We start from the raw sequence: 26197 nt of genomic DNA, 5'->3' as shown, positions 1-26197 counted from the left end.
TTTCTCCTTCAGGCAGGTGTCCGTTAGCCGGGCACCTGCCAGGGGTATTAAATGCGTTTGAATGTGTGGTGTGGGTTAACCGTTACCCCCTTGAGGCGGCGCGACCGGGGCAGGGGCCGGTGCTGGGGTAATCAGACCTGAACTGTTGGTGGCAGGCAGTGTGGCAGGCTGATCTTCTGCGCGTTGTGCCGGTTTGGTGGCAGCATTTGTCAGATAATCGACCACGCGGCTGAGCGCCTCCGGCATCGGCTGACGTTTTACAGAGGTGTGGATGGAGTATTTGGCTCGGGTATCGGTCGAGCGGGTCTGTTCTGACTTATGGCTAACACTCCCCTTCACGCTGACGGAGAATGGACCCCAGCCGATTTTGCCCTCCAGGGAGCCTTCCTGGCTGCTGCTTTCGTTGCTGGCTGCGCTCTGATGGATCTCAAGCTCGAAGTCGATAGTCCCTTCTTCGATACAGATGATGGGATGCACGACTGCCGCGAGCAGAGGAATACGCATGACTTTGGTCTGCGTACCGGTCGTCACGCCTTTCTCATCGACGAGCGTTTCCTCATAATCAAACTGTACCGAAACGGCCTTGCCGTCCTTAATACAGACACTTAATAAGAAATCGGTATAACTTTTTGCTGCCTGGGTTTGGGCTTTAATCATTGCCTGTAGTGGCGCAGAAATCATACTGTCTAGCGGCAATGAACTAATAACTGAACCTATAAATCCGGCATCAACATTTGCATCTGGCATAATTCATTCCTCGATATTTTGGTGGTTGCAGAATATGTCTGCCCCTTAATCATGGATATCGATGAATAAAGCATCTATGAGCGTAAAGTTATGTTTTCAGAAATCATTCCGTCTGTATGGAATGGCCTGTATCGAAAGTTACATGGCGAAATGTGACGGGCTGTGCTTAATAAATTAAACCGGCATTACTCCTGCAATTGAAAATTTCATCTGGTGTTATTGCTTTTCATCGCACAGCAGCTCTCGCGTTGAGGTCTGTATGAGGTTTTTAAGTGCCGCTAACAAGATAACGATTATTTAAGTGGGACGACAATGAATATACTTATTTATGATGAATTGCCGCTGTTCGTTCATGGCATCCGATGCCGTTGGGCTGAACTTGCGCCCGCACTACATATCACAGCAGCACATAGCGAAGATGAGGTCTGGAAAGGTTTAATAAAAAACCGGGCTGATATTATTATTCTGGATGCTGATTACGAGATTGAGAAAAAAATAGCATTATTAACGCAGTTAACATCACAGGCGGATCATGTTTTCGTGTTGATGAACTTTTCACGGCTGGATAATGTAAACCCGATTTATTTTTTGGAGAATGGCGCTGCCGGGATTTTGACAAAGAAAATGGAGTCGGAAGAGTTATTGCAGGCGATCGAATGGGTGCGGCAAGGGAGAATATATTTACCGGATAGTTGCCTGCGTGAGCATAAATTAATACGAATGCATAATTCCCCGCCCCCTTTGCGCACACTCTCACCCCGGCAGCGCGAGATCCTGCATCTTGTTGTCCAGGGACACAGTAATAAACAAATTTGTCGTGTGCTGGGGATTGCGGAAGGAACGGTTAAGAATCATCTCCATGCCTTGTTTCGTCAACTGGGTGTCAGAAATCGTACGGAAGCGGCGATGATACTGGCACAAACGCCGGTTTAAGAAACAAACAAAATAATAAAGAAGGAAAAATCATCGCTTTTCCTTCTTTATCCGTTTGCATGCGTGTTACACGGCAGGAATATTGCGGCCGTAGTAGATTTCGCGCATCTCTTTCCAGAGCAGGTCGGTAATGGCCTTGCGCTCGTCTTCGCTCAAATCTTCTGGTCGGGTGTGGAACATGTAGTGCTTAAGGTCAAACTCCTTAAGTAACATCTTGGTATGGAAGATGTTTTCCTGATACACGTTCACATCCATCATGTCATACAGCGACTTCATGTCGTCAGACATAAAGTTCTGGATGGAGTTGATCTCATGGTCGATGAAGTGCTTCATCCCGTTGATATCGCGGGTAAAGCCGCGCACGCGATAATCAATGGTCACGATGTCCGATTCCAGCTGGTGGATTAAATAGTTCAGCGCGTTCAGCGGGGAAATCACGCCACAGGTCGACACTTCTATGTCAGCCCGGAAAGTACACAGCCCACCTTCCGGGTGGCTCTCCGGATAGGTGTGCACGCAGATATGGCTTTTATCGAGGTGCGCGACGACCACTTCCGGCAGCGGGCCCGGATGCTCCGTTTTGTCGATAAGCTTCGGGTCGACCGGCTCTTCGCTGACCAGAATGGTCACGCTGGCACCCTGGGGTTCGTAATCCTGACGCGCAATGTTCAGGATGTTGGCGCCAATGATTGAACAGGTTTCTGTCAGGATCTCGGTCAGACGGTTGGCGTTGTAGAGTTCGTCGATATAGGCGATGTAACCATCGCGTTCTTCCGCTGTTTTGGCATAGCAGATATCGTAAATACAAAAACTCAGGCTTTTGGTCAGGTTGTTAAAGCCATGCAGTTTAAGCTTTTTCAATTAGCTCACCCCCTTAGTGGATAATGCGTCTTGCAGGTACTGCGGCAGCGCAAACGCGGCGGTATGAATTGCCGGGTTGTAGTAGCGGCATGTGAGCCCAGCCTGATGGAAGCGGGCCTGAATAATTTCAGTCGAGAGGTGGCGCAGCACGTCGTTATCCGTCGCCCAGGCAAAGGTCATGATCCCGCCGTAATAGGTAGGAATGGCCGCCTGATAGAAGCTGACGTCAGAAAAATAGGTGCTGAGCTTGCGATGGCTGTCGAGCGCTTCTTCCTGCTGCAGGAAGCAGACGCCGTTTTGTGCGACAAAGATCCCGCCAGGGTTCAGGCAGCGCTTACAGCCTTCGTAGAACGAGGAGGTAAACAGCGATGCACCCGGGCCGATAGGGTCGGTGCAGTCGGAGATAATGACGTCAAAGGTCTGCGAGGTCTGGTTAACGAAGTTAACGCCGTCGTCAATCACCAGGTTAAACCGCGGATCGTCATAGCTACCGGCATTGTGGTTGGGCAGGTACTGACGGCAGAAAGAGACCACACCCGCGTCGATCTCGACCATCGTAATGGTTTCAATCGATTGATGACGGGACACTTCACGCAGCATTGCGCCGTCTCCACCGCCGATAATCAGAACGTGTTTCGCGTGCCCGTGCGCCAGCAGCGGAACGTGGGTCATCATCTCGTGATAGATAAACTCGTCACGCTCGGTCGTTTGTACTACGCCATCCAGTGCCATGACGCGGCCAAAAGCGGCATTCTCAAAGATGATGAGATCCTGGTGATCGGTTTTCTCATGATAGAGCACGTTATCAACGGCAAAATACTGACCAAACTGGTCATGCAGTGTTTCATGCCACAACGTGTGGTCGGCCATACGCGGACTCCTCCTTTGTTAACATCCGTAACACTCATAAAAAATGAGCGAAACATGATAGCTAACTATAACCATGGTTGCACGGTTATAGGGTGAACAGGGGGCGTCGGGAAGATTATTTCACGTAGGCGAGCAGGCTGAGTGAATCGCGAGCCAGCGCTTTGCATTTTTTAGCCGTGGGAATGCCAATACCGCTCAAGTCACGGTAACTGTCTTCACCGAGCGCCTTCATGTCAAAGCTGTCGTAGTTGCTGAGATCCCATTGGTTCTGCTGGGCGAAAAAGACCAGCGCACGGCGAATTTGCCCGTTGGGTAAATTCTGGTAGCCACAATCATTTTTCAGGAATACAAAAACCGCCGTCAGGTCGGCCATATCTTCCGCTTCATTTTCACTGAGCGCATAGCTGTTCGCACACATTGCCATCAGGCTACCGAACAAAATTGTCCTGAAAAACGTCTTCATTGCTTCTACCACTTCTTCACGGAAAATTAACGTTAGCATACTTGATGCCAGTGCGACGATCTTTATTATTGCCGCCCGACTTGACCTTCCGGTAAGGGGAGGGTTTATGCTCAAAAGATCGCCTGCTGGAAATAAGGAAATGAACATGCAACGTCGTGATTTTTTAAAATATTCCGTTGCGCTGGGGGCTGCCAGCGCACTACCACTCTGGAGCCGCGCCGTTTTCGCGGCTGAAAGACCTGCCTTACCCATCCCTGATTTACTGACCGCTGACGCCCGTAGCCGTATCCAGCTCGTTGTTCAGTCCGGTCAAACATCCTTTGGCGGGCACAACGCCACGACGTGGGGCTATAACGGCAATTTGCTCGGTCCGGCGCTTCAGCTACGTAAAGGGAAAGCGGTGACGGTGGATATCCACAACACGCTCGCAGAAGAGACGACGCTCCACTGGCACGGGCTGGAAGTGCCGGGTGAAGTCGACGGTGGACCACAGGGCATTATCAAGGCCGGTGGTAAACGTAGCGTGACTTTTACGCCCGAGCAGCGTGCGGCGACCTGCTGGTTCCATCCGCATCAGCATGGCAAAACCGGCCATCAGGTGGCGATGGGGCTGGCCGGGCTGGTGCTGATTGAAGACGATGAAAGCCGCCTGCTGCGTCTGCCGAAACAGTGGGGCATCGATGATGTGCCGGTGATTGTGCAGGACAAAAAATTCACCGCAGACGGGCAGATTGACTACCAGCTGGACGTCATGAGCGCGGCGGTCGGCTGGTTCGGGGATACGCTGCTGACCAACGGTGCGATTTACCCTCAGCACGCTGCGCCAAAAGGCTGGCTGCGTTTACGTCTGCTTAACGGCTGTAATGCGCGTTCCCTTAATTTTGCGACCAGTGATAAACGCCCTTTGTACGTGGTCGCCAGCGACGGGGGGCTTCTGCCCGAGCCAGTTAAAGTGGATGCGCTGCCGATGCTCATGGGGGAGCGCTTTGAGGTGCTGGTGGATATCAGCGACGGCAAGGCGTTTGACCTGGTGACCCTCCCGGTCAGCCAGATGGGGATGGCGGTTGCGCCATTTGATAAGCCGCATCCAGTGTTACGCATTCAGCCGTTACTGGTTACCGCGTCGGGCACGCTGCCGGATACGTTAACCACGCTGCCTGCACTCCCGTCGCTTGACGGGCTCACGCAACGCAAGCTTCAGCTCTCCATGGACCCGATGCTCGACATGATGGGCATGCAGGCGCTGATGAAGAAGTATGGCAATCAGGCAATGGCGGGAATGCATCACGGTCAGATGATGGGCCATATGAATAGGGACCACGGCAAAATGGGCGGCATGGATCATGGCGGCCATGGCTTTGATTTCCACAACGCCAATAAGATCAACGGTAAATCGTTTGATATGAACACGCCGATGTTTGCCGCTACAAAAGGGCAGTTTGAGCGCTGGGTGATTTCAGGCGAAGGCGACATGATGCTGCACCCGTTCCACATCCACGGCACGCAGTTCCGCATTCTTTCTGAGAACGGCAACGCGCCGGATGCGCATCGCGCAGGCTGGAAGGACACCGTGAGAGTGGAGGGCGGCGTGAGCGAGGTGCTGGTGAAGTTTGACCACGACGCGCCGAAGGAGTTTGCCTACATGGCGCATTGCCATCTGCTGGAGCATGAAGATACGGGGATGATGCTCGGTTTTACCGTATAAAAAAAGCCGGGTGGCGGCTTCGCCTTACCCGGCCTACTTTTCGCTGGTGCGGCCTGATGCCCTCACCCTGACCCTCTCCCACGGGGAGAGGGAACAGACACTAAAAACGGAAACTTTCGTTGCCGTTTTGCTTTTACCTTGCGTCGTCAGGCAGCGCATACGCGACGATATAGTCGCCCATCTTCGTGCCAAACGAACCGTGACCACCCGCAGAGATGACAACGTACTGCTTGCCATTCACTTCATAGGTCATCGGCGTTGCCTGTCCACCCGCAGGCAGACGGCCTTGCCACAGTTTCTCACCGTTGGTCATGTTGTACGCGCGCAGGTAGTTATCTGCGGTTGCCGCGATGAACAGTACGTTACCGGCGGTAGAGATTGGGCCACCCAGCATTGGCATACCCATATTGAACGGCACCGGAACCGGCATTGGGAACGGCATGCTGTCCTGTGGCGTACCAATACGTTTTTTCCACACAATCTGGTTGGTTTTCAGATCCAGACCGGAGATGTAACCCCAGGCAGGCTGTTTACACGGCAGACCAAACGGTGACAGGAACGGGTTCAGGGTCACGCCATACGGTACGCCGTACTGCGGCTGGATACCGGCTTCGGTACCGCTGCCTTTCGCATCTTTCGGCTGCTCCATTGGGTTGCCCGGACCGCGTGGGATCAGGCGGGAAACGAACGGCAGCGCCATTGGGTTGGCGATAGCAACCTGACGGTTCGGGTCGACGGAAATACCGCCCCATTCGAACATCCCCAGGTTACCCGGGAAGACCAGCGTGCCCTGCTCAGAAGGTGGTGTGAAGATGCCTTCATAGCGCAGCTGATGGAACATCACGCGGCATACCAGCTGGTCAAACATGGTGGCACCCCACATGTCTGCCCCGCTCAGGTCTTTCTTCGGACGGAAGCTCAGGTCAGAGAACGGCTGCGTTTTAGAGACGTAGTCGCCTTTCGCCGCGCCCTGCGGAACCGGTTTTTCCGGCGCAGGCACAACCAGCTTGCCGTTGCTGCGATCCAGCACGAAGATGTTGCCGGTTTTCGCCGGGGCGTAAATCACCGGCACGGTTTTGCCGTTAACGGTAATGTCGGCCAGCGTCGGCTGGGACGGCATATCCATATCCCACAGATCGTGGTGAACGGTCTGGTAGCTCCATGCCAGCTTACCGGTGGTCGCGTTCAGCGCCACGATGGCGCTCGCATAGCGCTCCTGCTCCGGCGTACGGTTACCGCCCCAGATATCTGGCGTGGTCACCCCCATCGGCAGGTACACCAGGTCCAGCTTCGCGTCATACGCGGCAGGCGCCCAGGAGTTTGGCGAGTTGAAGGTAAACGTGTGTTCGTCTGACGGGATCGCGTTAGGATCTTTCGCGCCCGGGTCGAAGGCCCACAGCAGTTTACCGGTATTCACGTCGAAGCCGCGAATCACGCCCGAGGTTTCACGCGTGGAGAAGTTATCCGTCACCGAACCGGCAATCACGATGGTTTTATCGGTGATGATTGGCGGAGAAGTCGGTTCATACAGACCCGGCGTGGTGTCCGGCATGTTGGTCTGCAGATTCAGGATACCTTTGTTGGCGAAGGTTTCGCACAGCTTGCCGGTTTCTGCGTTGATGGCAAACAGACGGCCATCGTTCACAGGCAGCATAATGCGGCGAGGACAGTCGGCAACCACTTCCGGGCTCGCATTATCCGCACGCGCTTCGTGGTAAGAGACGCCACGGCAGGTCACGTGCTGGAATGACGGGTTAGAATTCAGCTGTGGATCGAAGTGCCATTTCTCTTTACCTGTGGCCGCGTCGAGCGCAAACAGACGCTGGTGCGCCGTACACAGATAAAGCATGTTGCCGACTTTAATTGGCGTCACTTCGTTGGTCAGTTCGCCCGGATCGTTCGGCATCTTCAGGTCGCCGGTACGGAATACCCAGGCTTCTTTCAGGTTTTTAACGTTGTCCGCGTTGATCTGCTTAAGCGGGGAGTAACGCTGACCTTCCTGGTTACGGCCATAGGCCGGCCAGTCACCGTCAGCAACCTGCGAGATAGCCGCTGCAGGGGTAGACTCCGCATTCAGCGTCCCGTTGATCTCCTGTGGATCGTTAAAACCGGCCCAGGTGAGCATACCGCCGCTGATGAGCAACGCCACCAGCAGTGCCGCCACGGCACCGCGGGAAGGCACAATCAGGCGACGCCAGACGAACGGCAGGATCAGCCAGATACCGAAGAAGACCAGGATGTCGCTGCGCGGCGTCAGTGCCCAGAAGTCGAAGCCGACTTCCCAGACGCCCCAGATCATGGTTGCGAGGAGTAAAACTGCATACAGCCACAGTGCAGATTGTTTTCTACGCCAGAGCAGGACGGTTACGCCAAGCATAACCAGGCCCGCGATTGGGTAGTACCAGGAGCCGCCGATCGCGACCAGCCAGACGCCACCGATTAACAGGTACAGGCCGCAGAAGGCGGCGAATAACGCTGTTAGTGTCACCAGTAGACGCGGCTGTTTAGAGTGTGTTTCAGCCATAGAAAGTGTACTCGTCAGTTTTTGTTAATAATTTGCTAGCAACTAATTATAGGTATTAACAAGTGTGATCGGAATCACAATATTTGCTTTTTATAACTCATACGCCAGGCTTATCCATTTGCTGATATAATGGCTGGCTTGCGTATCAATGCCTGAAGTGAGTTCATCTGCATTGAGAGATTTTCATTAAAATCATATGGTTAGTAATATGAAACATACTGTTGAAGTGATGATCCCGGAAGCCGAGATCAAAGCGCGTATCGCCGAACTGGGTCGTCAAATCACCGAACATTACAAGGACAGCGGCAGCGAAATGGTGCTGGTTGGTCTGTTGCGTGGCTCTTTCATGTTCATGGCGGACCTGTGCCGTGAAGTGCAGGTGCCTCACGAGGTCGATTTTATGACCGCCTCCAGCTACGGCAGCGGCATGTCCACAACCCGTGATGTGAAAATCCTGAAAGATCTGGATGAAGATATTCGTGGCAAAGACGTGTTGATCGTGGAGGATATTATCGACTCCGGTAACACGCTCTCTAAAGTGCGCGAGATCCTGAGCCTGCGCGAGCCGAAATCACTGGCAATTTGTACGCTGCTGGATAAACCTGACCGTCGCGAAGTGCAGGTCCCGGTAGAGTTTGTCGGTTTCTCCATTCCGGATGAATTCGTGGTGGGTTACGGCATCGACTACGCACAGCGTTATCGTCATCTGCCGTATGTGGGAAAAGTGGTATTACTGGACGAGTAAACAAGTTGGGTGCGGCCTGATGCCCTCACCCCGGCCCTCTCCCACAGGGAGAGGGAGCAAACCCAAAAAACGGCAACCTGGTTGCCGTTTTGCTTTTACCTCGGCGCCACCCGGCTTTTTAACGCGCACTTATTTATGGTTCACATGCTTAAGCTTGAGGATGGCAATCCCTGAGCGGTAACGCTGTTCCAGCGTTTCGCGGTTGGTGGCGGTGACCTCCAGATTGCGCAGCAGACCATCGTGAATACCGTACGCCCAGCCGTGGATAGAGACCTTCTGCCCGCGTTTCCACGCTGACTGCATGATGGTCGAATGCCCAAGGTTATACACCTGCTCCATCACGTTGAGTTCGCACAGGGTGTCCATGCGACGCTCCTGCGGCATTTCGCCCAGCAGTGAGCTATGTTTGAACCAGATATCGCGGATGTGCAGCAGCCAGTTATCAATCAATCCCAGTTCCGGGTTTTCAACCGCCGCCTGCACGCCGCCGCAGCCGTAGTGGCCACAAATAATGATGTGCTCGACTTCCAGAACGTCAACGGCATACTGAACCACAGACAGGCAGTTGAGATCGGTGTGAATCACCAGGTTGGCGACATTACGGTGAACAAACAGTTCTCCTGGCTCAAGGCCAGTCAGACGTTCCGCCGGCACGCGGCTGTCGGAACAGCCAATCCAGAGAAAGCGCGGGTTCTGGGCTTGTGCGAGTTTTCCAAAAAATCCGGGGTCTTCCTCCACCAGCATTTTTGACCATAGTGCATTGTTGCTAATGAGTGTATCTATGTCGTTCATGGAGGTTAGCGACCTGTAACCAAGTAATTGCGTTGCGCTACTATAGGGTAACCCGACTTTTAATGAAACCACACAACGTGTGTAAGAACTGAAGGTAAGTTAAATTCATGGCAATTGCACTGGAGCTTGAGCAGCTTAAAAAAACCTATTCGGGTGGCGTTCAGGCGCTACGCGGGATAGATCTTAAAGTAGAGGCCGGGGATTTTTACGCGCTTCTGGGGCCGAATGGGGCAGGGAAATCTACCACCATCGGGATCATCAGCTCGCTGGTGAACAAAACCTCCGGCCGCGTTAGCGTGTTCGGATACGATCTGCAAAAAGATGTGGTTAACGCCAAACGCCAGCTGGGGCTGGTACCGCAGGAGTTCAACTTCAATCCGTTCGAGACGGTGCAGCAGATCGTCGTTAACCAGGCGGGTTATTACGGCGTTGAGCGCAAAGAGGCGCTGGAGCGCAGCGAAAAGTACCTGAAGCAGCTCGACCTGTGGGAAAAACGTAACGAACGTGCGCGGATGTTGTCCGGCGGGATGAAACGCCGCCTGATGATTGCCCGTGCGCTGATGCATGAGCCAAAACTGCTGATCCTCGATGAACCGACCGCGGGTGTGGATATCGAACTGCGCCGCTCGATGTGGGGCTTCCTGAAGGATCTGAACGATAAAGGCACCACCATTATTCTGACTACCCACTATCTGGAAGAGGCTGAAATGCTGTGCCGCAACATCGGCATCATTCAGCACGGCGAGCTGGTGGAAAACACTTCGATGAAAAACCTGCTTTCCAAGCTGAAATCAGAAACCTTTATCCTCGACCTGGCGGCAAAAAGCCCGCTGCCGAAGCTGGAAGGGTACCAGTATCGTCTGGTGGATACCTCGACGCTGGAAGTGGAAGTGCTGCGCGAGCAGGGGATCAACAGCGTGTTCTCTCAGCTGAGCGCGCAGGGGATTCAGGTTTTAAGTATGCGTAACAAAGCGAACCGACTGGAAGAGCTGTTTGTCTCTCTGGTGCAGGATAAACAAGGAGACAAGGCATGACGCATCTTTATTGGGTCGCGCTGAAAAGCATCTGGGCGAAAGAGATTAACCGCTTTATGCGTATCTGGGTGCAAACCCTGGTGCCACCGGTGATCACCATGACGCTCTATTTCATCATCTTCGGTAATCTGATTGGTTCCCGGATTGGTGAGATGCACGGTTTTACCTATATGCAATTTATCGTGCCGGGTCTGATCATGATGGCGGTGATCACCAACGCCTACGCGAACGTGGCGTCGTCGTTCTTTAGCGCCAAATTCCAGCGCAATATTGAAGAGCTGCTGGTGGCACCCGTGCCGACGCATGTGATTATCGCCGGGTACGTGGGCGGCGGCGTGGCGCGCGGTCTGTGCGTGGGGATCCTGGTGACGGCGATTTCGCTGTTCTTCGTCCCGTTCCAGGTCCACTCCTGGCTATTTGTCGCGCTGACGCTGCTTCTGACGGCAATCCTGTTCTCGCTGGCCGGTCTGCTGAACGCGGTATTTGCCAAAACGTTTGACGACATCAGCCTAATCCCGACCTTCGTGCTGACGCCGCTCACCTACCTCGGCGGGGTCTTCTACTCCCTGACGCTGCTGCCGCCCTTCTGGCAGGCGCTGTCGCACCTGAACCCGATCGTCTACATGATCAGCGGCTTCCGCTTTGGCTTCCTCGGTATTACCGATGTACCGCTGTTTACGACGGTGGCGGTGCTGGGGGTATTCATTGTCGCGTTCTACCTGCTGTGCTGGTATCTGATTCAGCGCGGTCGCGGTCTTCGCAGCTAACCTTTTGCCCGGCGACGCTCTGTTTGCCGGGCGCTTTCTTTGACAGTTATCACCGTAAGCTAACCTTCACTCCGCTAAACTACTTGCCTGCTAAGGAGAGAGTAATGCTGGGATGGGTTATCACCTGCCACGATGAACAGGCGCAGGAAATGCTGGACAAGCTTGAGGCCAGATTGGGTCCGCTGGTGCAATGCCGGGCGGTTAACTACTGGCGTGGGTTAAGCACCAACATGCTCAGCCGGATGATGTGCGATGCGCTGCATGAAACAGACACCGGTGACGGGGTAATTTTTCTGACGGATAAATCAGGCGCTGCACCTTATCGTGCCGCCGCGTTGCTGAGCCACAAGCACGATAATTGTGAAGTGATCTCCGGTATCAGTCTGCCTTTACTCGAAGCCATGTATCCCCTTCGCGCCTCATTAAGCAGCGCGGAGTTTCGTCACGCCATTGTGGGGGAGGGCATGCCTGGGGTGAGCAGCTTGTGGCACCAGCAGCAGAAGAACCCGCCTTTCGTTCTGCTTCACGATCTGTATAAACATTAAACATTGGTATTGATGTCGCTTTTGCTACAATAGCGACTGATTTTCCGTGTCGATTTATATCCTATGTTCATGCGCGTTATCTTTATCCTTTTGCTGCTGGTGTCCGGTGGGGCGTCTGCCAGCCTGGTGAGTCAGCAAGGTCTCCCTGCTCACTATATGCAAACCACTGAGGATGCAGCCATCTGGGCCCAGGTGGGTAACGACGTGGTTAACGTGGGCAATGTGCGCGCCGGGCAGATCCTCGCGGTCTTTCCCGCCGCGGCGGATTATTATGAATTTCGCTTCGGGTTCGGCACGGGGTTTATTGATAAAGCGCACCTTGAAAACGTGCAGGGCAAGCAGCGTGTAGAGGACAGTCTGGGCGATCTGAATAAGCCGCTCAGTAACCAAAACCTCATCACATGGAAAGATACGCCCGTCTATAACGCGCCCAGTAGCGGAAGTGCGCCCTTTGGCACCCTTAGCGCCAACCTGCGTTACCCCATTCTGAATAAGCTCAAAGACCGTCTGAATCAGACGTGGTATCAAATCCGCATTGGCAATCGCCTGGCGTGGATCAGCAGCCTGGATGCGCAGGAAGATAACGGCATCCCGGTTCTCACCTACCACCATATTCTGCGCGACGAAGAAAACACCCGTTTTCGCCATACCTCCACGACCACCAGCGTACGTGCGTTCAGCAACCAGATGACCTGGCTTCGCGATCAGGGATACGCGACGCTGACGATGTACCAGCTGGAAGGCTACGTGCGTAACAAGATGAACCTGCCCGCGAAGGCGGTGGTGATTACGTTTGACGATGGGCTGAAGTCGGTGAGCCGTTACGCTTACCCGGTTTTGAAAGAATATGGCTTCAACGCGACCGCGTTTATCATTTCGTCACGCATCAAAGGTCATCCGCAGAAGTGGGACCCAAAATCGCTGCAGTTTATGAGCGTTCAGGAAATTAAGGGCATACAGGACGTGTTCGACATTCAGTCTCACACTCACTTTCTGCATCGCGTGGATGGGTATAAACACCCGATTTTATTGAGCCGCAGCTATCACGTGATCCTGTTCGATTTTGAACGTTCCCGCCGTGCGCTGTCGCAGTTCAACCCGCGCGTGCTGTACCTTTCTTACCCGTTTGGCGGCTATGACAATAAAGCGATCAAGGCAGCGAACGACGCCGGTTTTCATCTGGCGGTAACGACGGTGAAAGGGAAGGTCAAGCCGGGGGATAATCCGTTCCTACTGAAACGCCTCTATATCTTAAGAACGGATTCGCTGGAGACGATGTCGCGGCTGATCAGCAATCAGCCGCAGGGGTAGGATTAATTGTAGGAGATGGTGAACACGCCGGAGGCGCTAAACGCGCCGGGGGTGATCATGCTGCCATCTGCGATCAGTTGGGCCACGAAGTTTATCTGCGTCGACGTGGGGACGCCTGTTTCCGTCATAACATATGACGAGTTCGCATCATTGGGAATAAGCTGCGAGTTTCCGTTGTTATACAAGATCTTCACGCCCGCACCTTGCGCCTCTGTTGAAAGCGTATTGCCGAGAAGGTCATGGTCTATACCCGTCAGTTTGGTTGTCGTGAGCTTAGTGGTATATTGCGCCACGCTGGTGCAGTCGTTGAAATTTATGCTAAAAGGCACGTCCTTGACGCGCTTGTATCTGATGTCGGAAACAAAATAATCTCCCAGATCCACCGTGTGCGTGCCGTTACCCAGCATGACGATATCACAGGTAGGCAATACGATAGGTACCTGGAATGAGTTCTCGTCCACTGTGAACGTCCAGGGCTTGTTATTGCTGTCCGCGGGATCGCCTATCGACATTTTCCCCAGAGTACCCGGTTTCGGTTTTATGACGGTTTCCCTGTTCGGGTTACCCTGGTAGTCATAACCGACGTAGAGGTATACGAAAGTGTTAATCCATCGGTCCTGTATAGGGGTATTTTGCCCCCATGCTGCAGTGGTATACCAGCCGGAAGTATTCGTTCCAAATAGGCCGCCGATTCCAGTGTCGGAGGTTTTTACCTTCACGCTGTAATAGATGCCGGGGATATTGGTCGCAAACATGCCCTCGTTGTACTTGCTGCCTGCCAGTAGTTCAGGGCTGGTTTGCGCCATCAGATTGTAACCGTCATTCCCGGGGCCACAATGTATCTGGATGCCCGGCGTGATGTTAACGGTAAAGATTTCATTGATATACGCCCCCTGATCGGGTAAGCGAATTGTTGCCCCCGAGTATTCAGAGTTGACCAGTTTTGTTGTACCGCCATCGCCATCATCCATTCGACATTCTGCTGCCCAACCTGACTGGCAAAAAGAGAAAAGCAGGCCGGTTAAGGCAACCTTCGCAGCACCGTTAATAAGGGGGCTGTGTGTGAATTCTTTGAACATTCTCATCCATTTCCTGTTCTGGTTATTATTCATAAGTAACGTCAACGCGTATTTTGCTGGTCACCGTCCCGCCAGTAACAACGCCTGTGTTTTGATATCTGACGTAGAATTCATAATCCGTTATATATGCAGAACCCTCACCACTCACGTCGTAAACGACTTTTGACGTTCCGTCGTTATTTAATACGTTGGCTTTATTTTTTCCGGAAAAAATCACCACGCCGACGTTTCTCGCCGTTCCTGCAGCAGTATCATCGCTTTTAAATACCTGGTTTTGTCCCGGCCAGAATCCTGATTGAGGAGAGAAGCTGAAATTCAGCTTTGCAGGGTTGCCGCTTTCACCATAGCAGTCATCGACATGAATCTTAAAAGGTGTGCCGCCTGCATCATCGCCAGGAACATAGCGATCGCTACCATCAGCGTTATAAAACCAACTACGTATAACCGTGGGGAGATAGATTTCTCCTCCATTATCAACGGTTACCTTACAACTGCTATTAACAATGTTGGCGGTAATGTTCGTATCCAGGCCTGAATTTGCCCGGCCTACGTCAGGTAAAAGCCCACCAGCCAGGCCGACAAGCAACACAAGACCGGGCTGGCGAAAGAGAATCGGTAATTGTTGCATGACAATTCCTGTATTACTGATAGGTTACGGTGAAGGTCACAGGCGCAGTTACCGAGCCTGTACCCACATCAGCGATGGTCTTATCCTTCGCGATCACGATACGGGAGTTCATCGGGTACTCACCCACGCCGCTGGTGATGGTAACCGCCTGCGCTGCGGGGGGCGTCTTACAGTTCAGTTGAAGGCCGGAATCCACCGCGCCAGACCAGAGCTCAAAGGCGGTGTTCTGGCCCGCGGCATAAGCGTCCCCGTCCAGGTTATTACCCGAGCATGAGCCGCCTGTACCGGACGCCGCAGACACCATGGCTTTTTTCACGCCTGCACAGCCAGTAAATGAGATTTTCAGCGGTTCTACGCGACTTTTGTTTTCCAGATCAGCTTTATACACATCACCAAAGTTCACCTCAGTGGCATCCGCGCCCGCGCTGTTGGTCACTTTCGCCGTACAGGTGCCAGCGGTGATGGTTGACTGGACGGTTAGCTTGGCGCTGGGGGTGCCTGTAATCGCTGCATTTGCCGTGCCGGTAGCGAAAAGGGCAGCAACGGACAGGGCGAGTAAAGTTGAGTTAAATTTCATTTGAGTGCTCCGTTATCTGCACAAATCATTCGTAGCTGAATTCAAACGTCACTATGGCTTCGAAATCGCCTGTGGTCATTTTGCCGGTTTGGGTTTCTTTCAGGGTCGCCACCAGGGGGATTTCCTTGCTGGTGATTTCCGCCGCGGACCAGACCAGACGCTGAGCATCGTTGGTTGAGTTAATGGTGAACGGTGCGTCCGGGGCGGATGCACGGGCAATGGTGACGGCTGCATAATCTGCACCGCCGCTGGCGGTCGTTTTCGAGTTACTTACGCCCGTTAACAGATCGGTGTTCTGCGTACCCTTCACCGTGGTTTTCAGGTCGCTCAGCGAGGACGGACATTCAACGATGGCCAGCTTGAATTCAGCTGTCGCTGTACCGGCCTGCACCTGGTCGAGACGGATTTTGCCTTGCGAGTCTCCGATTTTAAGCGTCTGCTCGGTATTGGAACCTGAGCCGCCAACCAGCTTCATATCACAGGTCGTTTCACGAAGGTTGGCGGTAAAGTTAACCGTAAGATCGGTACTGTGTGCCGTCCCTGAAAGCGTCAGCGCTGTCATGACAATGACAGACAGGCTGAGAAGCATCTTTTTCATATGATTTCTCTTAATTTCCCGGATTACATTTCACATGTTTGGTTATTGAGGAGGGTAATGAGCCCGGCTTTCTCTAAATCGGGTTTCAGCTGATAGCGCACTGTGCAGGAGCCGTCCTTGTCACCGCTCCAGACCACGCGGAGCACGCCGCTGTTCTCGATGCCGCGAACATAGGCCTGACCGGCCTGGCCCACGGAACCCACCGATTCATTTTTTTCATTCAGCACGTCAGCGCCCAGTGGAATAAAGCCGTTATCGTTACGCTTAAGCTCAAGAACGACCGAACGTCCTTCGTCGGTTTCAAAATTCACCAGCACGACAGAACCGCTGCGCGGTACGGTGGTGGTGGTGGTATTTTTCACTTCAACGTCGTTTTCGAGGGTCCTGATATCCAGCGAAACCCGGTTTTCCCGATACGCGGACATATACGGCAGAATGCCGTAGCCGGAGTCGTTAATCGTGCCTGCGCCGTAGCCCACACCCGCGCCCTTCGCACCGCTGGCCTTGACTACCGCGATGGCATCGTTATCGCCAATGCTGCCCGGTGCGAAGGCGATACCGCCCGCGTGTGCGACCATCCCGCCGCTGTAAGAGGCGGATAACTGCTTGCTATTGTCGTCACCAAACGAGGCGGAAACGCCGAGCGGACCATAGCTGCTATTTAGCGAGCTATAACCACTGATTTGGTTCAGGTTGCCGTAGTTACCGCTGCTGGACGACGTACTGACGGAGTAGCTGACCTTGTTATCCTGAGTGTTGCCACTCGCGGAGCTGTTGAAGTTAGTACCGCCTTTAAGATCGGAACGCAGGCCCATGTTGACGTTCGAGAACCCAGCTAAACGCGAGTTGTCCTGCGAGAAGACGCTCAGCGGCACGCTCAGGCTGAGGTAAACGCTGTCATCCTGTTGACCGCGCTGGTCGTAAGTCCGCTGTAACGACAGGCTATAGCTACCGTAGGCGAAGCTGTTGTTGTAGCCCACGTTGTAGTTAGAGTTAGAGCCTTCCCCGTTCCAGTAGTCTTGCCAGGTTCCGCTGACGTACAGCGAACCGTAATCCTTTTCAGCCGCCCTCAGAGGCTGGTTGAGGCTGATTTGGATCTGGTTTTTAGTACGCTGGTAGTCATCGTAAAGAGCCGTATTTGACTCATAGCTACGGTTGGCATAGTTCTGCTGTTTGATGCTATTACGCAGTTGCGCGGCATCGTTCAGGCTCAGATAGTCTTCGGTAGAGAAGCGATAGGCCGCCACGTTGAACGAGGTGTTCGTGGCTTCAATGCGCTTACTGTATGTCAGACGATAACTCTGCCCACTGCGCGTGCCCAGGTCTTCGATATCCGCGTGCGACTGGGTGATGTCCAGCGCGAAAGCACCGATGGGGGTGTTCATGGCCAGGCCGAGGATGCCTGCATAGAAGTCCATGTCGGTGTACTGGGCGCCAGCATAGCCCGTGAAGGTATTGTTGAGGCCGTAGTAGAGCGTACCGTAGCCTACCTGGGGCTTGTCGATCAGCGAGTCGTCGTTCAGTTCACCCATGCCAACGTCCCAGCGTGAGGATCCAGGGCGTAGCATCTGGGTCACGGACGAGAACGGCACCGTGAACGTGCGCTTGCTGCCGTCCGCCTCTTCAATGGTGACCAGCAGATCGTTACCGTAGCCCGTGGTGCTCAAATCGTTGATCTCAAACGCGCCCGGCGGCACTGAGGTCTCATAAATTTTATTGCCGCTCTGCGTGACGCTGACCTTGGCATTGCTGTTTGCCACACCGCGAATCACCGGTGCATACCCCGTCGAACCGTTTGGCAGCATACGTTCGTCGCTATACAGACGTGTTCCGCGCAGGCTCAAGGAGTCGAAGGCTTCTCCGTTGGTAAAGGAGTCACCGAGTACCCATTGCGCGTCAAGAGAGGTGATGTCACGCTGAAGATAAATATCCTGGCTGCTGTAGTGCGTGCCGTTGTCTTTATCCCAGTTCAGACTGCCGCGCGATCGCAGGCGCCATGGTCCCATGTTGAGACCATAGCGCAGGCCCGCATAGGCGCTTTCAGAGGTTGAACCGCTGTTTTCGCTGTGCCAGCCGTTGAGATCGTAAGACAGAAGTGCCGCCGGAATGCCGTTATCCCAAAGGGACGGGTCGACATAGCCTAACGGGCGCTTAACCACGTAAATTTGCGGGAAGTTGAGGTTCAACACCTGCTTAGCACTGTCGTAGTTGACCGACGCTTCAGGATAGAATTTTTTTACATCGATGCAGGTCTCGTTGTCGTCGTCGTCCAGCTCGTCTCCGAGTGCGCGGGTATCCACACCGGACTGCGAGAGCAAAAGCCTCGTAATACAGGGTGTCGCGCGCGGCGTCCCGTTATCTTTAAAGATAATGTCAACCGTCGATTTTAACGTGCCGTTTAAATTGACCCTGGTACGGTACGTACCCGGCGCCACCGGGTTACCATGCGCAAAGCGGCTTACGTCAATATTTGTGCTTCTTGAGAGAAGAAACTGTTCGTTAAATTCGACCGCATCTTCGTTTTCCTGCGCGGTGTCATTAGCTGCGTGACTGTCTGCACAAACATGTAAGGGGAATGCCGTGCCGATCGCAAGGCATAAAAGAGAACGTCGGAACACCATGGCACATCCATTTATCAGTGCGGATAAACATATCCGCAGAGCTCATGCTATCTATTGTTATGTTGTCGGGTGGCAAATTACTTCAACGTGGTTTCGTGGTTGTCGACCCCACCGTTATCGTTAATTGTTTCGTATGCCACTTTGCCGGTTGTGGTGGTGGTTAATCCTTTGACCAGCATAGCTTTCTCGCTGAAAGGCAGAACAGACTGGTGGGCTACCTCATAGGTCTTTTGGCCCGACTTAAGTTTGACCATTGAAATCGCTACGTTGTACGGGGACTCGTTATGGGCGACGAGGCTGACGCCGTTGCCGTCTTTCTTCATGGTCCAGGTGACATGGTCGGCGGCTTCCAGCGCTGAGCCTTTCAGTCCGTCTGGACGGAAAAAGAATTTAATGCGGGTGCGGAACGCCAGCTGAAGCTGGTTTGTATTTTCGGCGTTGGCATTTTTAGGTTTTGGCGGAATTTCTAATACGTTAAACCAGAACAACGATTCGCGGTCTTTTGGCAGCGACTGACCCATGTAGGTAATACGCAGAGACTGACCTTGCTTAGGGTCGATACGTGAAACTGGCGGGGTGATCACGAACGGGAGCTTAAGTTCTTCGGGGCTTTTTTCGTCGCGACCGTCGTCCAGCCAGGACTGAACCAGCAGAGGTTTTGCACCACGGTTATCCAGGTTAACGATGACGTCTTTTGATGACTCAGGGTAAACAATGCGGGTGCCGGAAATAACAATATCGGCACTGGCGTGTGATGCTGAAAATAAAACAGCAGTAAACAGCGCGGTCTTTAATCCTTTAATTACGGATGCGTTAAACATAATTTTTCCACTTCCTGTTGGAATGATAAGAATAATCCCCCAGAAGCGGGGGATTATTTAAAACCTGCAAAACAAAGAGGATTATTCGTAGTTCATGGTGAAGGCAACTTGTGCCTGCACGGTACCGGCGGATACTGGGTTAGTGGTTTGATCCCAACCCTGGCCCTGGGTATAAGCTACTTTGTAGTACAGCTTAGCCGCGCCGCTTGTATCAACAGTGGCCTGCTGAGTGTTGTTAGTCTGGTCGATTTTCACCAGATCGGTTTTGGTGTTGCCATCGTTGCTCAGTACGAGGTTAACGTTCTTCGCAGAACCCTGAGCGTTTGCTGGTGGAACCAGCAGGCCGCCTTCGGTGGAAGTAGAACCCGCCCAGGAGTTGAACTGTGCAGATGCTTTAGCCACGGTAGCAGTATCACAACCGGTCAGCGCCAGGTTGAATTTTTTCTGGCCCAGGGTGCTGGTAGTACCCAGTGCAGAGGTGCCAAAATCAGCAACAGATACGGTGTCCAGGGTGACATCGAAATCGTTACCACTCTGGTCAATTTTCTGATCCAGGGAAACTTTACAAGTGGTGTTAGACACCATGCCGTGGAAAGTAATCGTACCTGTGTCACCTGGAACAGCTGCAACTGCGGAACCTGCGCTCAGAGCCAGTGCAATTGCCATACCCATGCTAACTTTTTTAAAAGACATACCAATATCCATATTTTGAAGTTAAAACATTTAAATCAATAATTTTTTTTGGAGCTATTGATTTAAAATCTGAAATGTTATTTCGTGGCGGATTCTAGAGATTTATTTGGGATAAGACTAGTCAACGGGGGTGATTAAAACTGCAGGTTGGTTTAAGTTTTTCTTAATGGGTGGGAGTTATGATTTGAGAATTATATAATATAATTCTCTGAGATTTCTTTGGTTATTTATTTAAATCCTATTAAATGCGCTATAATTGATCGTGGCTTGCACAAAAAAGACTGGACTCATTTTGATAGTGAATGGGATAAAAATGAGTCCAGGGAAAAGAAATCAGGCGACCTGAACAGGAATAGCTTTTGCCGTGCGCTTCATTTCGTTATCGCCTTCAAAATAGGCCACTTTGGGCTGCCAGCGACGCGCTTCTTCGTCAGACATCATCACGAAGCTGGCGATGATCACGATATCGCCCACCTCTGCGCAGTGTGCTGCCGCGCCGTTGACGGAGATGATTTTGGACCCGCGTTCGGCGGCAATTGCATAGGTAGAGAAGCGTTTGCCGTTATTGACGTTCCAGATATCGATCGCTTCGTTCTCAAGAATACCCGCCGCGTCGAGGAAATCCTGGTCAATGGCGCAGGAGCCTTCATAGTGCAGGTCTGCCTGAGTCACTTTCACACGGTGAAGCTTACCTTGCAGCATTTTGCGAATCATTACGTTTACCTTTCATCTTCCGGGTAGAAAAACTACGCCAGCTCAACCACTTTGTTGTCAATCAGGCGAGCCTGGCCAAGCCATGCCGCCACCAGAATTACCGCACGTTTGCTTGTCTCTGCAAGTTCGAGCAGCGTATCAGCATCGCGGATTTGTACATCGTCAGCCCGGAGACCTTTGTCGTTCAGCGCCTGTTCCGCAAGAGCAATAATCTCTTCTGCGGTTAATGCTTTCGCCAGAAGCTGTTCTGCCATGCTGTTCATGACCTTGCTTAACGCGGGGGCGATTTTACGCTGCTCGGCGGTCAAATAGCCATTGCGGGAGCTGAGCGCCAGCCCGTCTTTAGCGCGCACGATCGGCACGCCCACAATCTCAATATCATATCCCATGTCCGCCACCATTTTGCGGATCAGCGCCAGCTGCTGGAAATCTTTCTCGCCGAAGCAGGCGATATCCGGCTGCACCAGGTTAAACAATTTACTGACGATGGTGGAGACGCCGCGGAAATGGCCCGGACGGCTGGCGCCTTCCAGCATGGTCGAAATTCCCGGAACGTCCACGTAGGTTGCTTCGCCGGTTCCCTGAGGATAAACGTCTGCCGGAGACGGCGCGAAAACAATGTCCGCCTGACGCTTTTTGAGCTTCTCGCAGTCTTCCTGCAGGGTTCGCGGGTAGCGCGCCAGGTCGTCTGCGCGGTCAAACTGCATGGGGTTTACGAAGATACTGACCACCACGATATCTGCACGGGCTCTTGCTTCGTCGACAAGCTTCATATGGCCGTCATGCAGGTTGCCCATGGTCGGGACCAGTGCGATACGTTTATCTTCCTGACGCGCGCGACGGATGTGCTGGCGAAGCAGCGGCAGGGTTTCAATGATTAGCACAACGAGACTCCTTAATGGAAACTGTGTTCTTCACCCGGGTAAACACCGGATTCAACGTCGGCAATATACTGCCTGACCGCGGCGCGCATGTCGCCCGCTTCGGTAAGGAAATTTTTCGCAAATTTCGGGATATGCCCGCCGGTAATACCAAAGGCGTCGTGCATCACTAAAATTTGCCCGTCGGTCACGTTGCCAGCACCAATACCAATCACCGGAATCGACAGCGCTTCAGTGATACGTTTCGCCAGTTCAACAGGCACGCACTCCAGCACCAGCAATTGCGCGCCTGCAGCTTCCAGCGCCAGGGCATCATCAAACAGCGTCTGTGCCGCATCGCCACGGCCCTGCACCTTGTAGCCGCCAAAGATGTTGACGGACTGTGGCGTCAGGCCCAGATGGCCGCACACCGGCACGGCGCGTTCGGTGAGCATCTTCACCGTATCCACCAGCCAGGCTCCGCCTTCAATTTTGACCATATTGGCCCCGGCACGCATGACCGCCGCCGCGTTTTCGAATGCCTGCCCCGGTGTGGCATAGGCCATAAACGGCAGATCGGAAAGCAGGAGGCAGGCTGGCGCACCGCGGCGCACGGCGCGGGTATGGTAAGCAATATCCTCAACCGTGACCGGCAGGGTGGAATCATGTCCTTGTACCGTCATCCCTAACGAATCTCCGACCAGCATGACGTTGATACCCTCTTCGGCAAACAGTTTGGCGAAGCTGTAGTCATACGCGGTGATGGTGGCGAAGCGTTTTTTTTCCTGTTTGCATTTCTGCAGTAAGGAGATGGTGGTTGGTTTCATACTGTTTCCTGATAGCCCAAAGCGAATCTTTGCGCATTCTAACAGTAACATTCCGGGGAACAATGATTTTAGGCAACCGATTAACCACAATTATTTAGCGGCCAACCGGTGGGGGAGAGGTTTACCAGCGAGCGGGTTTTTCCGCGTTCAGGTTGTCCAGAACGGTCTTTAACGAGGTACCGTCCGGGAAGGTGATATCGGGGGCGACTTCAAAGAGCGGCCAGAGCATAAATCCGCGATTTTTCATATCATAATGCGGTACGGTGAGGCGATCGGTATGAATCACCTCATCGCCAAACAGCATGATGTCGAGATCGAGGGTGCGCGGTCCCCAGCGTTCGGCTTTGCGCACGCGGCCCTGCTGGAGCTCAATGCGCTGGGTGTTATCCAGCAGCGCTTCTGCATCAAGGGCTGTTTCCAGCACCACGGCAGCGTTCAGGTAATCAGGCTGATCCTGTGGGCCGAGCGGCGGGGTACGATAAAACGACGAGACGGCGACGATCCGGCTTTGCGGAATCTCGCCCAGCGCCTTTACGGCAGCGTTAACCTGCTCCAGCGGAGAGGCTAAGTTACTGCCGATGGCGATACAGGCGAGTGTCATGCTGAACCTTCACGACGCGGCGCACGTTTGCGCGGACGACGATGACGGCGACGCGGTGCGGGCTCTTCATCCAGCCCGGTCAGCATATCCTTCTGTTCCGGCGGAGCGGAAACCTGGAATTCAGCCCACCACTGCGCCAGACGCTGCAGCTCCTGATTGCGTTCAATTTCCGCACGCAGGGACAGCAGATCGAACGCGGCGCGGAACTTTGGATGTTCCATCAGTTTCCAGGCGCGTTTGCCCTGGCGACGGGACATGCGCAGCTGAAGCTGCCAGATGTCGCGCACCAGCGTGGTAATACGTTTCGGGATCGCCAGCGTACGGCACCCTTCGTCCAGCACGTCGTTTGCGGCCAGCGCGAAGGCATCGTAATAGGCCAGGCCGCTCTCCTGAGTAATTCTTTGCGCGGTTTCCAGCAGGGGATACCAGAACATCGCCGCAAACAGGAATGCCGGGTTCACGCGCATGTCATTCTGGATGCGGGTGTCGGTATTTTTCAGCACCTGCGCAATCATGCGCTCCATCGGGCTGTCACCGTTTTCGGTGAAGTAGCGCGTAATGGTCGGGAACAGCGGCTGGAACAGGTTGTATTCGCGCAGCAGCTTGTAGGTTTCAAACCCGTAGCCGGCCTGCAATAGCTTCAGCGCTTCTTCAAACAGGCGGGCTGGCGGCACGTCGTTGATCAGCGTCGCCAGACGCGGGATCGGCTCTGCCGTCTCCGGGCTGATGCGCATGTTGAGCTTGGCAGCGAAACGCACGGCACGCAGCATACGCACAGGATCTTCGCGATAACGCGTTTCTGGCGTGCCGATCAGGCGGATCAGGCCCTCTTTCAGGTCCTGCATACCGCCCACGTAATCACGCACGGTGAAATCCGCCACGCTGTAATAGAGGCTGTTGATGGTGAAGTCGCGGCGCTGGGCATCTTCTTCGATAGAACCGAAAATATTGTCACGCAGCAACATACCGTTCTGGCCGCGCTGGGAGGTCGTGCGATCGGATGCGCCCGCTTCGTGGTGGCCGCGGAAGGTCGCCACTTCGATAATTTCTGGCCCAAACATGACGTGAGCAAGACGGAAACGGCGGCCAACAAGACGACAGTTACGGAATAATTTGCGCACCTGCTCAGGCGTGGCGCTGGTCGTCACGTCGAAATCTTTTGGTTTTTTGCCCAGCAGTAAATCACGCACCCCACCGCCAACGAGATAGGCCTCGTAGCCCGCTTTATTCAGACGATAGAGCACCTTGAGGGCATTTTCACTGATATCTTTGCGGGAAATAGTGTGCTGCTCACGCGGAATAACCGACATGTGTGGCTGTGCAATAGCATCGTTCGCCATGCTCTCTTCGCGGCTTAGCACTTTACGGCAAAAATTAGCGACTCGGGTAAAAATGGTACACCTCGTAGTGTGTTTTGTTATGAAAAAAGCGGCTAATCATAGCTCAGCGCAACGCATTTGAGAATGCTGGATTTTTGGCACCGCCGTGAGCGTCCATTGCGCGATGGCCATTTTCAGCAGTTCGTCAATACGCAGATCCTGCCATTCGTGGGTTACATTTTGGTTGAGAAATCGCAGCGCGTCGATCAAAACAGGACGCGGATCGCCGTCTGGCAGGGCTGGGGCGTGGTTTTGCTTGGACAGTTTAATGCCCTGCGCATTGACCGCCAGCGGCAGATGAAGATAACCCGGTACCGTCCAGCCAAACTGCTGATACAGCGATATTTGCCGCACGGTAGGTTCGACCAGGTCTGCCCCACGCACAATTTCCGTGACGCCCTGGAAATGGTCGTCGACGACCACGGCCAGGTTATAAGCAAACAGACCATCACGACGGTGAATAATAAAATCTTCGCGCGCCAGACGTTCATCGGCACGGATCTCTCCGGAGAGCAGATCGTGGAAACGGGTGACGGGCGCACGTTGCAGCAGGCGCACGGCGGCGTTCTCCGGGGGATGATTGAGCGTACGGCAGTGCCCGTCATAGACGCCGCCAACGCTCTGGATACGCGCGCGGGTGCAGGTGCAGTTGTAGGAAAGCCCTTGCTCAGCGAGCCAGGCCAGACGCTCCCGATACGCCTCGTGGCGTTTTGATTGCCAGAGAACCTCGCCGTCCCAGTGCAGGCCGTAATGTTCCAGCTGACGCAGTATGGTCTCTGCAGCACCGGGAACTTCACGCGGCGGGTCAATATCTTCTATGCGGACGAGCCATTTGCCCTGGCTGGCGCGAGCCTGCAGGTAGCTGCCGAGCGCGGCAATTAATGAGCCGAAGTGTAATTCACCGGAGGGAGATGGCGCGAAGCGCCCGATATAGTGTGATTCAGACATATCAACGTTAACAAGGCGGGAGAGACTCCCGCCTTTGGAGTGGGTAAACAGCGCTGGTATTAACCGGCCATCTGTTTTTCGCGGATTTCGGCCAGCGTTTTACAGTCGATGCACAGATCGGCGGTTGGACGCGCTTCCAGGCGACGAATACCGATTTCAACACCGCACGATTCGCAGTAGCCAAAATCTTCGTCTTCGACTTTTTTCAGCGTTTTCTCGATCTTTTTGATCAGTTTGCGTTCGCGGTCACGGTTACGCAGTTCGAGGCTGAACTCTTCTTCCTGAGCGGCACGGTCTACCGGATCCGGGAAGTTTGCAGCTTCATCCTGCATATGCGTAACGGTGCGATCGACTTCATCCCTGAGTTGATTACGCCATGCTTCAAGAATACGCTTGAAGTGCGACAGCTGGGCTTCGTTCATATACTCTTCGCCCGGTTTCTCTTGATACGGCTCCACCCCAGCGATGGCGAGAATACTCAGGGACGATGTTTTACGGTTTTGCCCTTCTTGCATGTTGCTTCTCCTTAACACGCACTATCGATCCCCGTGTTG

27 protein-coding genes are annotated in these 26197 nt (G+C 53.6%); 7 read left to right on the top strand and 20 right to left on the bottom strand.

The features are described 5' to 3' along the window. Window positions 1–75: 75 nt before the first annotated feature. Entirely contained in the window at window positions 76–747 is a 672-nt protein-coding gene (locus ACOTY9_RS14970) for a DUF2589 domain-containing protein (protein ID WP_023332101.1), read from the bottom strand. Window positions 748–1059: 312 nt separating this feature from the next. Here ACOTY9_RS14970 and ACOTY9_RS14965 point away from each other — a divergent pair, with 312 nt between their 5' ends. Beyond that, window positions 1060–1680 (top strand): response regulator transcription factor, encoded by a 621-nt coding sequence (locus ACOTY9_RS14965; RefSeq protein WP_348565767.1) that lies wholly within the window; start codon window positions 1060–1062, stop codon window positions 1678–1680. 66 nt (window positions 1681–1746) lie between these two features. Here ACOTY9_RS14965 and speD read toward each other — a convergent pair whose 3' ends face one another. The 3 genes from speD to ACOTY9_RS14950 form a co-directional block, all read right to left on the bottom strand. Then, complete coding sequence (speD, locus tag ACOTY9_RS14960; RefSeq protein WP_014882580.1) at window positions 1747–2541, bottom strand: adenosylmethionine decarboxylase; 795 nt, start codon at window positions 2539–2541, stop codon at window positions 1747–1749. After that, window positions 2542–3411 (bottom strand): polyamine aminopropyltransferase, encoded by an 870-nt coding sequence (gene speE, locus ACOTY9_RS14955; protein ID WP_348565766.1) that lies wholly within the window; start codon window positions 3409–3411, stop codon window positions 2542–2544. Between the two features lie 115 nt (window positions 3412–3526). Continuing rightward, a complete protein-coding gene (locus ACOTY9_RS14950) occupies window positions 3527–3874 on the bottom strand; it encodes a YacC family pilotin-like protein (RefSeq protein ID WP_014882582.1) in 348 nt (115 codons plus the stop codon). Between the two features lie 145 nt (window positions 3875–4019). Between ACOTY9_RS14950 and cueO the strand changes: the two genes are divergently transcribed. Next, window positions 4020–5579 carry a multicopper oxidase CueO gene (cueO, locus tag ACOTY9_RS14945; RefSeq protein ID WP_348565765.1) on the top strand — a complete coding sequence of 520 codons (1560 nt, stop codon included), beginning with the start codon at window positions 4020–4022 and terminating at the stop codon, window positions 5577–5579. Between the two features lie 133 nt (window positions 5580–5712). On the opposite strand, the gene ACOTY9_RS14940 is transcribed toward cueO, so the two are convergent. After that, window positions 5713–8103 carry a glucose/quinate/shikimate family membrane-bound PQQ-dependent dehydrogenase gene (locus ACOTY9_RS14940; protein ID WP_032637492.1) on the bottom strand — a complete coding sequence of 797 codons (2391 nt, stop codon included), beginning with the start codon at window positions 8101–8103 and terminating at the stop codon, window positions 5713–5715. Between the two features lie 208 nt (window positions 8104–8311). Between ACOTY9_RS14940 and hpt the strand changes: the two genes are divergently transcribed. Next, on the top strand, window positions 8312–8848 hold the full coding sequence (gene hpt / locus ACOTY9_RS14935; RefSeq protein WP_014882585.1) for a hypoxanthine phosphoribosyltransferase: 537 nt from the start codon (window positions 8312–8314) through the stop codon (window positions 8846–8848). 129 nt (window positions 8849–8977) lie between these two features. Here the strand turns inward: hpt and can are convergent, their stop codons facing one another. Then, window positions 8978–9640, bottom strand: a complete 663-nt coding sequence (gene can / locus ACOTY9_RS14930) for a carbonate dehydratase (RefSeq protein WP_348565764.1) — start codon at window positions 9638–9640, stop codon at window positions 8978–8980. Between the two features lie 107 nt (window positions 9641–9747). Here can and ACOTY9_RS14925 point away from each other — a divergent pair, with 107 nt between their 5' ends. The 4 genes from ACOTY9_RS14925 to ACOTY9_RS14910 all read left to right on the top strand — a co-directional run bounded on the left by ACOTY9_RS14925 (window position 9748) and on the right by ACOTY9_RS14910 (window position 13297). Continuing rightward, on the top strand, window positions 9748–10674 hold the full coding sequence (locus tag ACOTY9_RS14925) for an ABC transporter ATP-binding protein (protein WP_023332105.1): 927 nt from the start codon (window positions 9748–9750) through the stop codon (window positions 10672–10674). Next, window positions 10671–11441 (top strand): ABC transporter permease, encoded by a 771-nt coding sequence (locus ACOTY9_RS14920; protein ID WP_023332106.1) that lies wholly within the window; start codon window positions 10671–10673, stop codon window positions 11439–11441. The genes ACOTY9_RS14925 and ACOTY9_RS14920 overlap by 4 nt, the downstream gene beginning before the upstream one ends. Before the next feature lie 104 nt (window positions 11442–11545). After that, window positions 11546–11986 (top strand): PTS sugar transporter subunit IIA, encoded by a 441-nt coding sequence (locus ACOTY9_RS14915; protein WP_014882589.1) that lies wholly within the window; start codon window positions 11546–11548, stop codon window positions 11984–11986. Window positions 11987–12049: 63 nt separating this feature from the next. Next, window positions 12050–13297 (top strand): polysaccharide deacetylase family protein, encoded by a 1248-nt coding sequence (locus tag ACOTY9_RS14910; protein ID WP_014882590.1) that lies wholly within the window; start codon window positions 12050–12052, stop codon window positions 13295–13297. A 2-nt stretch (window positions 13298–13299) separates the two neighbouring features. On the opposite strand, the gene ACOTY9_RS14905 is transcribed toward ACOTY9_RS14910, so the two are convergent. From ACOTY9_RS14905 to dksA, 14 genes are all read right to left on the bottom strand, one after another. Further along, a complete protein-coding gene (locus ACOTY9_RS14905) occupies window positions 13300–14376 on the bottom strand; it encodes a fimbrial protein (protein ID WP_421637375.1) in 1077 nt (358 codons plus the stop codon). 25 nt (window positions 14377–14401) lie between these two features. Further along, window positions 14402–15004, bottom strand: a complete 603-nt coding sequence (locus ACOTY9_RS14900) for a fimbrial-like protein (protein ID WP_014882592.1) — start codon at window positions 15002–15004, stop codon at window positions 14402–14404. Window positions 15005–15017: 13 nt separating this feature from the next. Then, window positions 15018–15581 carry a fimbrial protein gene (locus tag ACOTY9_RS14895; RefSeq protein ID WP_096217649.1) on the bottom strand — a complete coding sequence of 188 codons (564 nt, stop codon included), beginning with the start codon at window positions 15579–15581 and terminating at the stop codon, window positions 15018–15020. Between the two features lie 25 nt (window positions 15582–15606). Then, the gene (locus tag ACOTY9_RS14890) at window positions 15607–16179 is read right to left on the bottom strand and encodes a fimbrial protein (RefSeq protein ID WP_023332110.1); all 573 of its coding nucleotides are present in this window, start codon (window positions 16177–16179) and stop codon (window positions 15607–15609) included. A 23-nt stretch (window positions 16180–16202) separates the two neighbouring features. Further along, on the bottom strand, window positions 16203–18800 hold the full coding sequence (locus tag ACOTY9_RS14885; protein ID WP_348565763.1) for an outer membrane usher protein: 2598 nt from the start codon (window positions 18798–18800) through the stop codon (window positions 16203–16205). 77 nt (window positions 18801–18877) lie between these two features. Continuing rightward, entirely contained in the window at window positions 18878–19621 is a 744-nt protein-coding gene (locus tag ACOTY9_RS14880) for a fimbrial chaperone (RefSeq protein ID WP_014882596.1), read from the bottom strand. A gap of 81 nt (window positions 19622–19702) precedes the next feature. Then, complete coding sequence (locus ACOTY9_RS14875; RefSeq protein WP_063434185.1) at window positions 19703–20314, bottom strand: fimbrial protein; 612 nt, start codon at window positions 20312–20314, stop codon at window positions 19703–19705. A 333-nt stretch (window positions 20315–20647) separates the two neighbouring features. Next, window positions 20648–21028 carry an aspartate 1-decarboxylase gene (gene panD / locus ACOTY9_RS14870; protein WP_014882598.1) on the bottom strand — a complete coding sequence of 127 codons (381 nt, stop codon included), beginning with the start codon at window positions 21026–21028 and terminating at the stop codon, window positions 20648–20650. Between the two features lie 32 nt (window positions 21029–21060). Continuing rightward, the gene (panC, locus tag ACOTY9_RS14865; protein ID WP_063943982.1) at window positions 21061–21912 is read right to left on the bottom strand and encodes a pantoate--beta-alanine ligase; all 852 of its coding nucleotides are present in this window, start codon (window positions 21910–21912) and stop codon (window positions 21061–21063) included. 11 nt (window positions 21913–21923) lie between these two features. Further along, on the bottom strand, window positions 21924–22715 hold the full coding sequence (gene panB / locus ACOTY9_RS14860; RefSeq protein WP_221703737.1) for a 3-methyl-2-oxobutanoate hydroxymethyltransferase: 792 nt from the start codon (window positions 22713–22715) through the stop codon (window positions 21924–21926). A 121-nt stretch (window positions 22716–22836) separates the two neighbouring features. After that, complete coding sequence (gene folK, locus ACOTY9_RS14855) at window positions 22837–23316, bottom strand: 2-amino-4-hydroxy-6-hydroxymethyldihydropteridine diphosphokinase (RefSeq protein WP_179120529.1); 480 nt, start codon at window positions 23314–23316, stop codon at window positions 22837–22839. After that, complete coding sequence (gene pcnB, locus ACOTY9_RS14850; protein WP_072093610.1) at window positions 23313–24710, bottom strand: polynucleotide adenylyltransferase PcnB; 1398 nt, start codon at window positions 24708–24710, stop codon at window positions 23313–23315. The genes folK and pcnB overlap by 4 nt, the downstream gene beginning before the upstream one ends. Window positions 24711–24752: 42 nt before the next feature. Continuing rightward, window positions 24753–25643: a tRNA glutamyl-Q(34) synthetase GluQRS gene (gene gluQRS, locus ACOTY9_RS14845; protein WP_014882603.1), complete on the bottom strand. Its 891-nt coding sequence runs from the start codon at window positions 25641–25643 to the stop codon at window positions 24753–24755. Window positions 25644–25702: 59 nt separating this feature from the next. After that, window positions 25703–26158, bottom strand: a complete 456-nt coding sequence (dksA, locus tag ACOTY9_RS14840) for an RNA polymerase-binding protein DksA (RefSeq protein WP_001155232.1) — start codon at window positions 26156–26158, stop codon at window positions 25703–25705. Window positions 26159–26197: the final 39 nt, after the last annotated feature.

The organism is Enterobacter cloacae complex sp. SHL012 (assembly GCF_049237505.1).
Lineage (GTDB): Bacteria > Pseudomonadota > Gammaproteobacteria > Enterobacterales > Enterobacteriaceae > Enterobacter > Enterobacter kobei.
The sequence above is the reverse complement of the archived record's forward strand: the minus strand, read 5'-3'. Positions and strand labels throughout refer to the sequence as shown.

What these genes read in the sequence shown, in the direction of transcription:
- ACOTY9_RS14940 (WP_032637492.1), bottom strand. Translation starts at nt 8,103, where the DNA reads ATGGCTGAAACACACTCTAAACAGCCGCGTCTACTGGTGACACTAACA.
- ACOTY9_RS14880 (WP_014882596.1), bottom strand. Translation starts at nt 19,621, where the DNA reads ATGTTTAACGCATCCGTAATTAAAGGATTAAAGACCGCGCTGTTTACT.
- gluQRS (WP_014882603.1), bottom strand. Translation starts at nt 25,643, where the DNA reads ATGTCTGAATCACACTATATCGGGCGCTTCGCGCCATCTCCCTCCGGT.
- ACOTY9_RS14900 (WP_014882592.1), bottom strand. Translation starts at nt 15,004, where the DNA reads ATGCAACAATTACCGATTCTCTTTCGCCAGCCCGGTCTTGTGTTGCTT.
- ACOTY9_RS14950 (WP_014882582.1), bottom strand. Translation starts at nt 3,874, where the DNA reads ATGAAGACGTTTTTCAGGACAATTTTGTTCGGTAGCCTGATGGCAATG.
- folK (WP_179120529.1), bottom strand. Translation starts at nt 23,316, where the DNA reads ATGACACTCGCCTGTATCGCCATCGGCAGTAACTTAGCCTCTCCGCTG.
- ACOTY9_RS14890 (WP_023332110.1), bottom strand. Translation starts at nt 16,179, where the DNA reads ATGAAAAAGATGCTTCTCAGCCTGTCTGTCATTGTCATGACAGCGCTG.
- dksA (WP_001155232.1), bottom strand. Translation starts at nt 26,158, where the DNA reads ATGCAAGAAGGGCAAAACCGTAAAACATCGTCCCTGAGTATTCTCGCC.
- speE (WP_348565766.1), bottom strand. Translation starts at nt 3,411, where the DNA reads ATGGCCGACCACACGTTGTGGCATGAAACACTGCATGACCAGTTTGGT.
- panB (WP_221703737.1), bottom strand. Translation starts at nt 22,715, where the DNA reads ATGAAACCAACCACCATCTCCTTACTGCAGAAATGCAAACAGGAAAAA.
- ACOTY9_RS14875 (WP_063434185.1), bottom strand. Translation starts at nt 20,314, where the DNA reads ATGTCTTTTAAAAAAGTTAGCATGGGTATGGCAATTGCACTGGCTCTG.
- ACOTY9_RS14915 (WP_014882589.1), top strand. Translation starts at nt 11,546, where the DNA reads ATGCTGGGATGGGTTATCACCTGCCACGATGAACAGGCGCAGGAAATG.
- ACOTY9_RS14885 (WP_348565763.1), bottom strand. Translation starts at nt 18,800, where the DNA reads ATGGTGTTCCGACGTTCTCTTTTATGCCTTGCGATCGGCACGGCATTC.
- cueO (WP_348565765.1), top strand. Translation starts at nt 4,020, where the DNA reads ATGCAACGTCGTGATTTTTTAAAATATTCCGTTGCGCTGGGGGCTGCC.
- ACOTY9_RS14965 (WP_348565767.1), top strand. Translation starts at nt 1,060, where the DNA reads ATGAATATACTTATTTATGATGAATTGCCGCTGTTCGTTCATGGCATC.
- ACOTY9_RS14925 (WP_023332105.1), top strand. Translation starts at nt 9,748, where the DNA reads ATGGCAATTGCACTGGAGCTTGAGCAGCTTAAAAAAACCTATTCGGGT.
- ACOTY9_RS14970 (WP_023332101.1), bottom strand. Translation starts at nt 747, where the DNA reads ATGCCAGATGCAAATGTTGATGCCGGATTTATAGGTTCAGTTATTAGT.
- hpt (WP_014882585.1), top strand. Translation starts at nt 8,312, where the DNA reads ATGAAACATACTGTTGAAGTGATGATCCCGGAAGCCGAGATCAAAGCG.
- ACOTY9_RS14910 (WP_014882590.1), top strand. Translation starts at nt 12,050, where the DNA reads ATGTTCATGCGCGTTATCTTTATCCTTTTGCTGCTGGTGTCCGGTGGG.
- ACOTY9_RS14920 (WP_023332106.1), top strand. Translation starts at nt 10,671, where the DNA reads ATGACGCATCTTTATTGGGTCGCGCTGAAAAGCATCTGGGCGAAAGAG.
- ACOTY9_RS14895 (WP_096217649.1), bottom strand. Translation starts at nt 15,581, where the DNA reads ATGAAATTTAACTCAACTTTACTCGCCCTGTCCGTTGCTGCCCTTTTC.
- ACOTY9_RS14905 (WP_421637375.1), bottom strand. Translation starts at nt 14,376, where the DNA reads ATGTTCAAAGAATTCACACACAGCCCCCTTATTAACGGTGCTGCGAAG.
- panD (WP_014882598.1), bottom strand. Translation starts at nt 21,028, where the DNA reads ATGATTCGCAAAATGCTGCAAGGTAAGCTTCACCGTGTGAAAGTGACT.
- can (WP_348565764.1), bottom strand. Translation starts at nt 9,640, where the DNA reads ATGAACGACATAGATACACTCATTAGCAACAATGCACTATGGTCAAAA.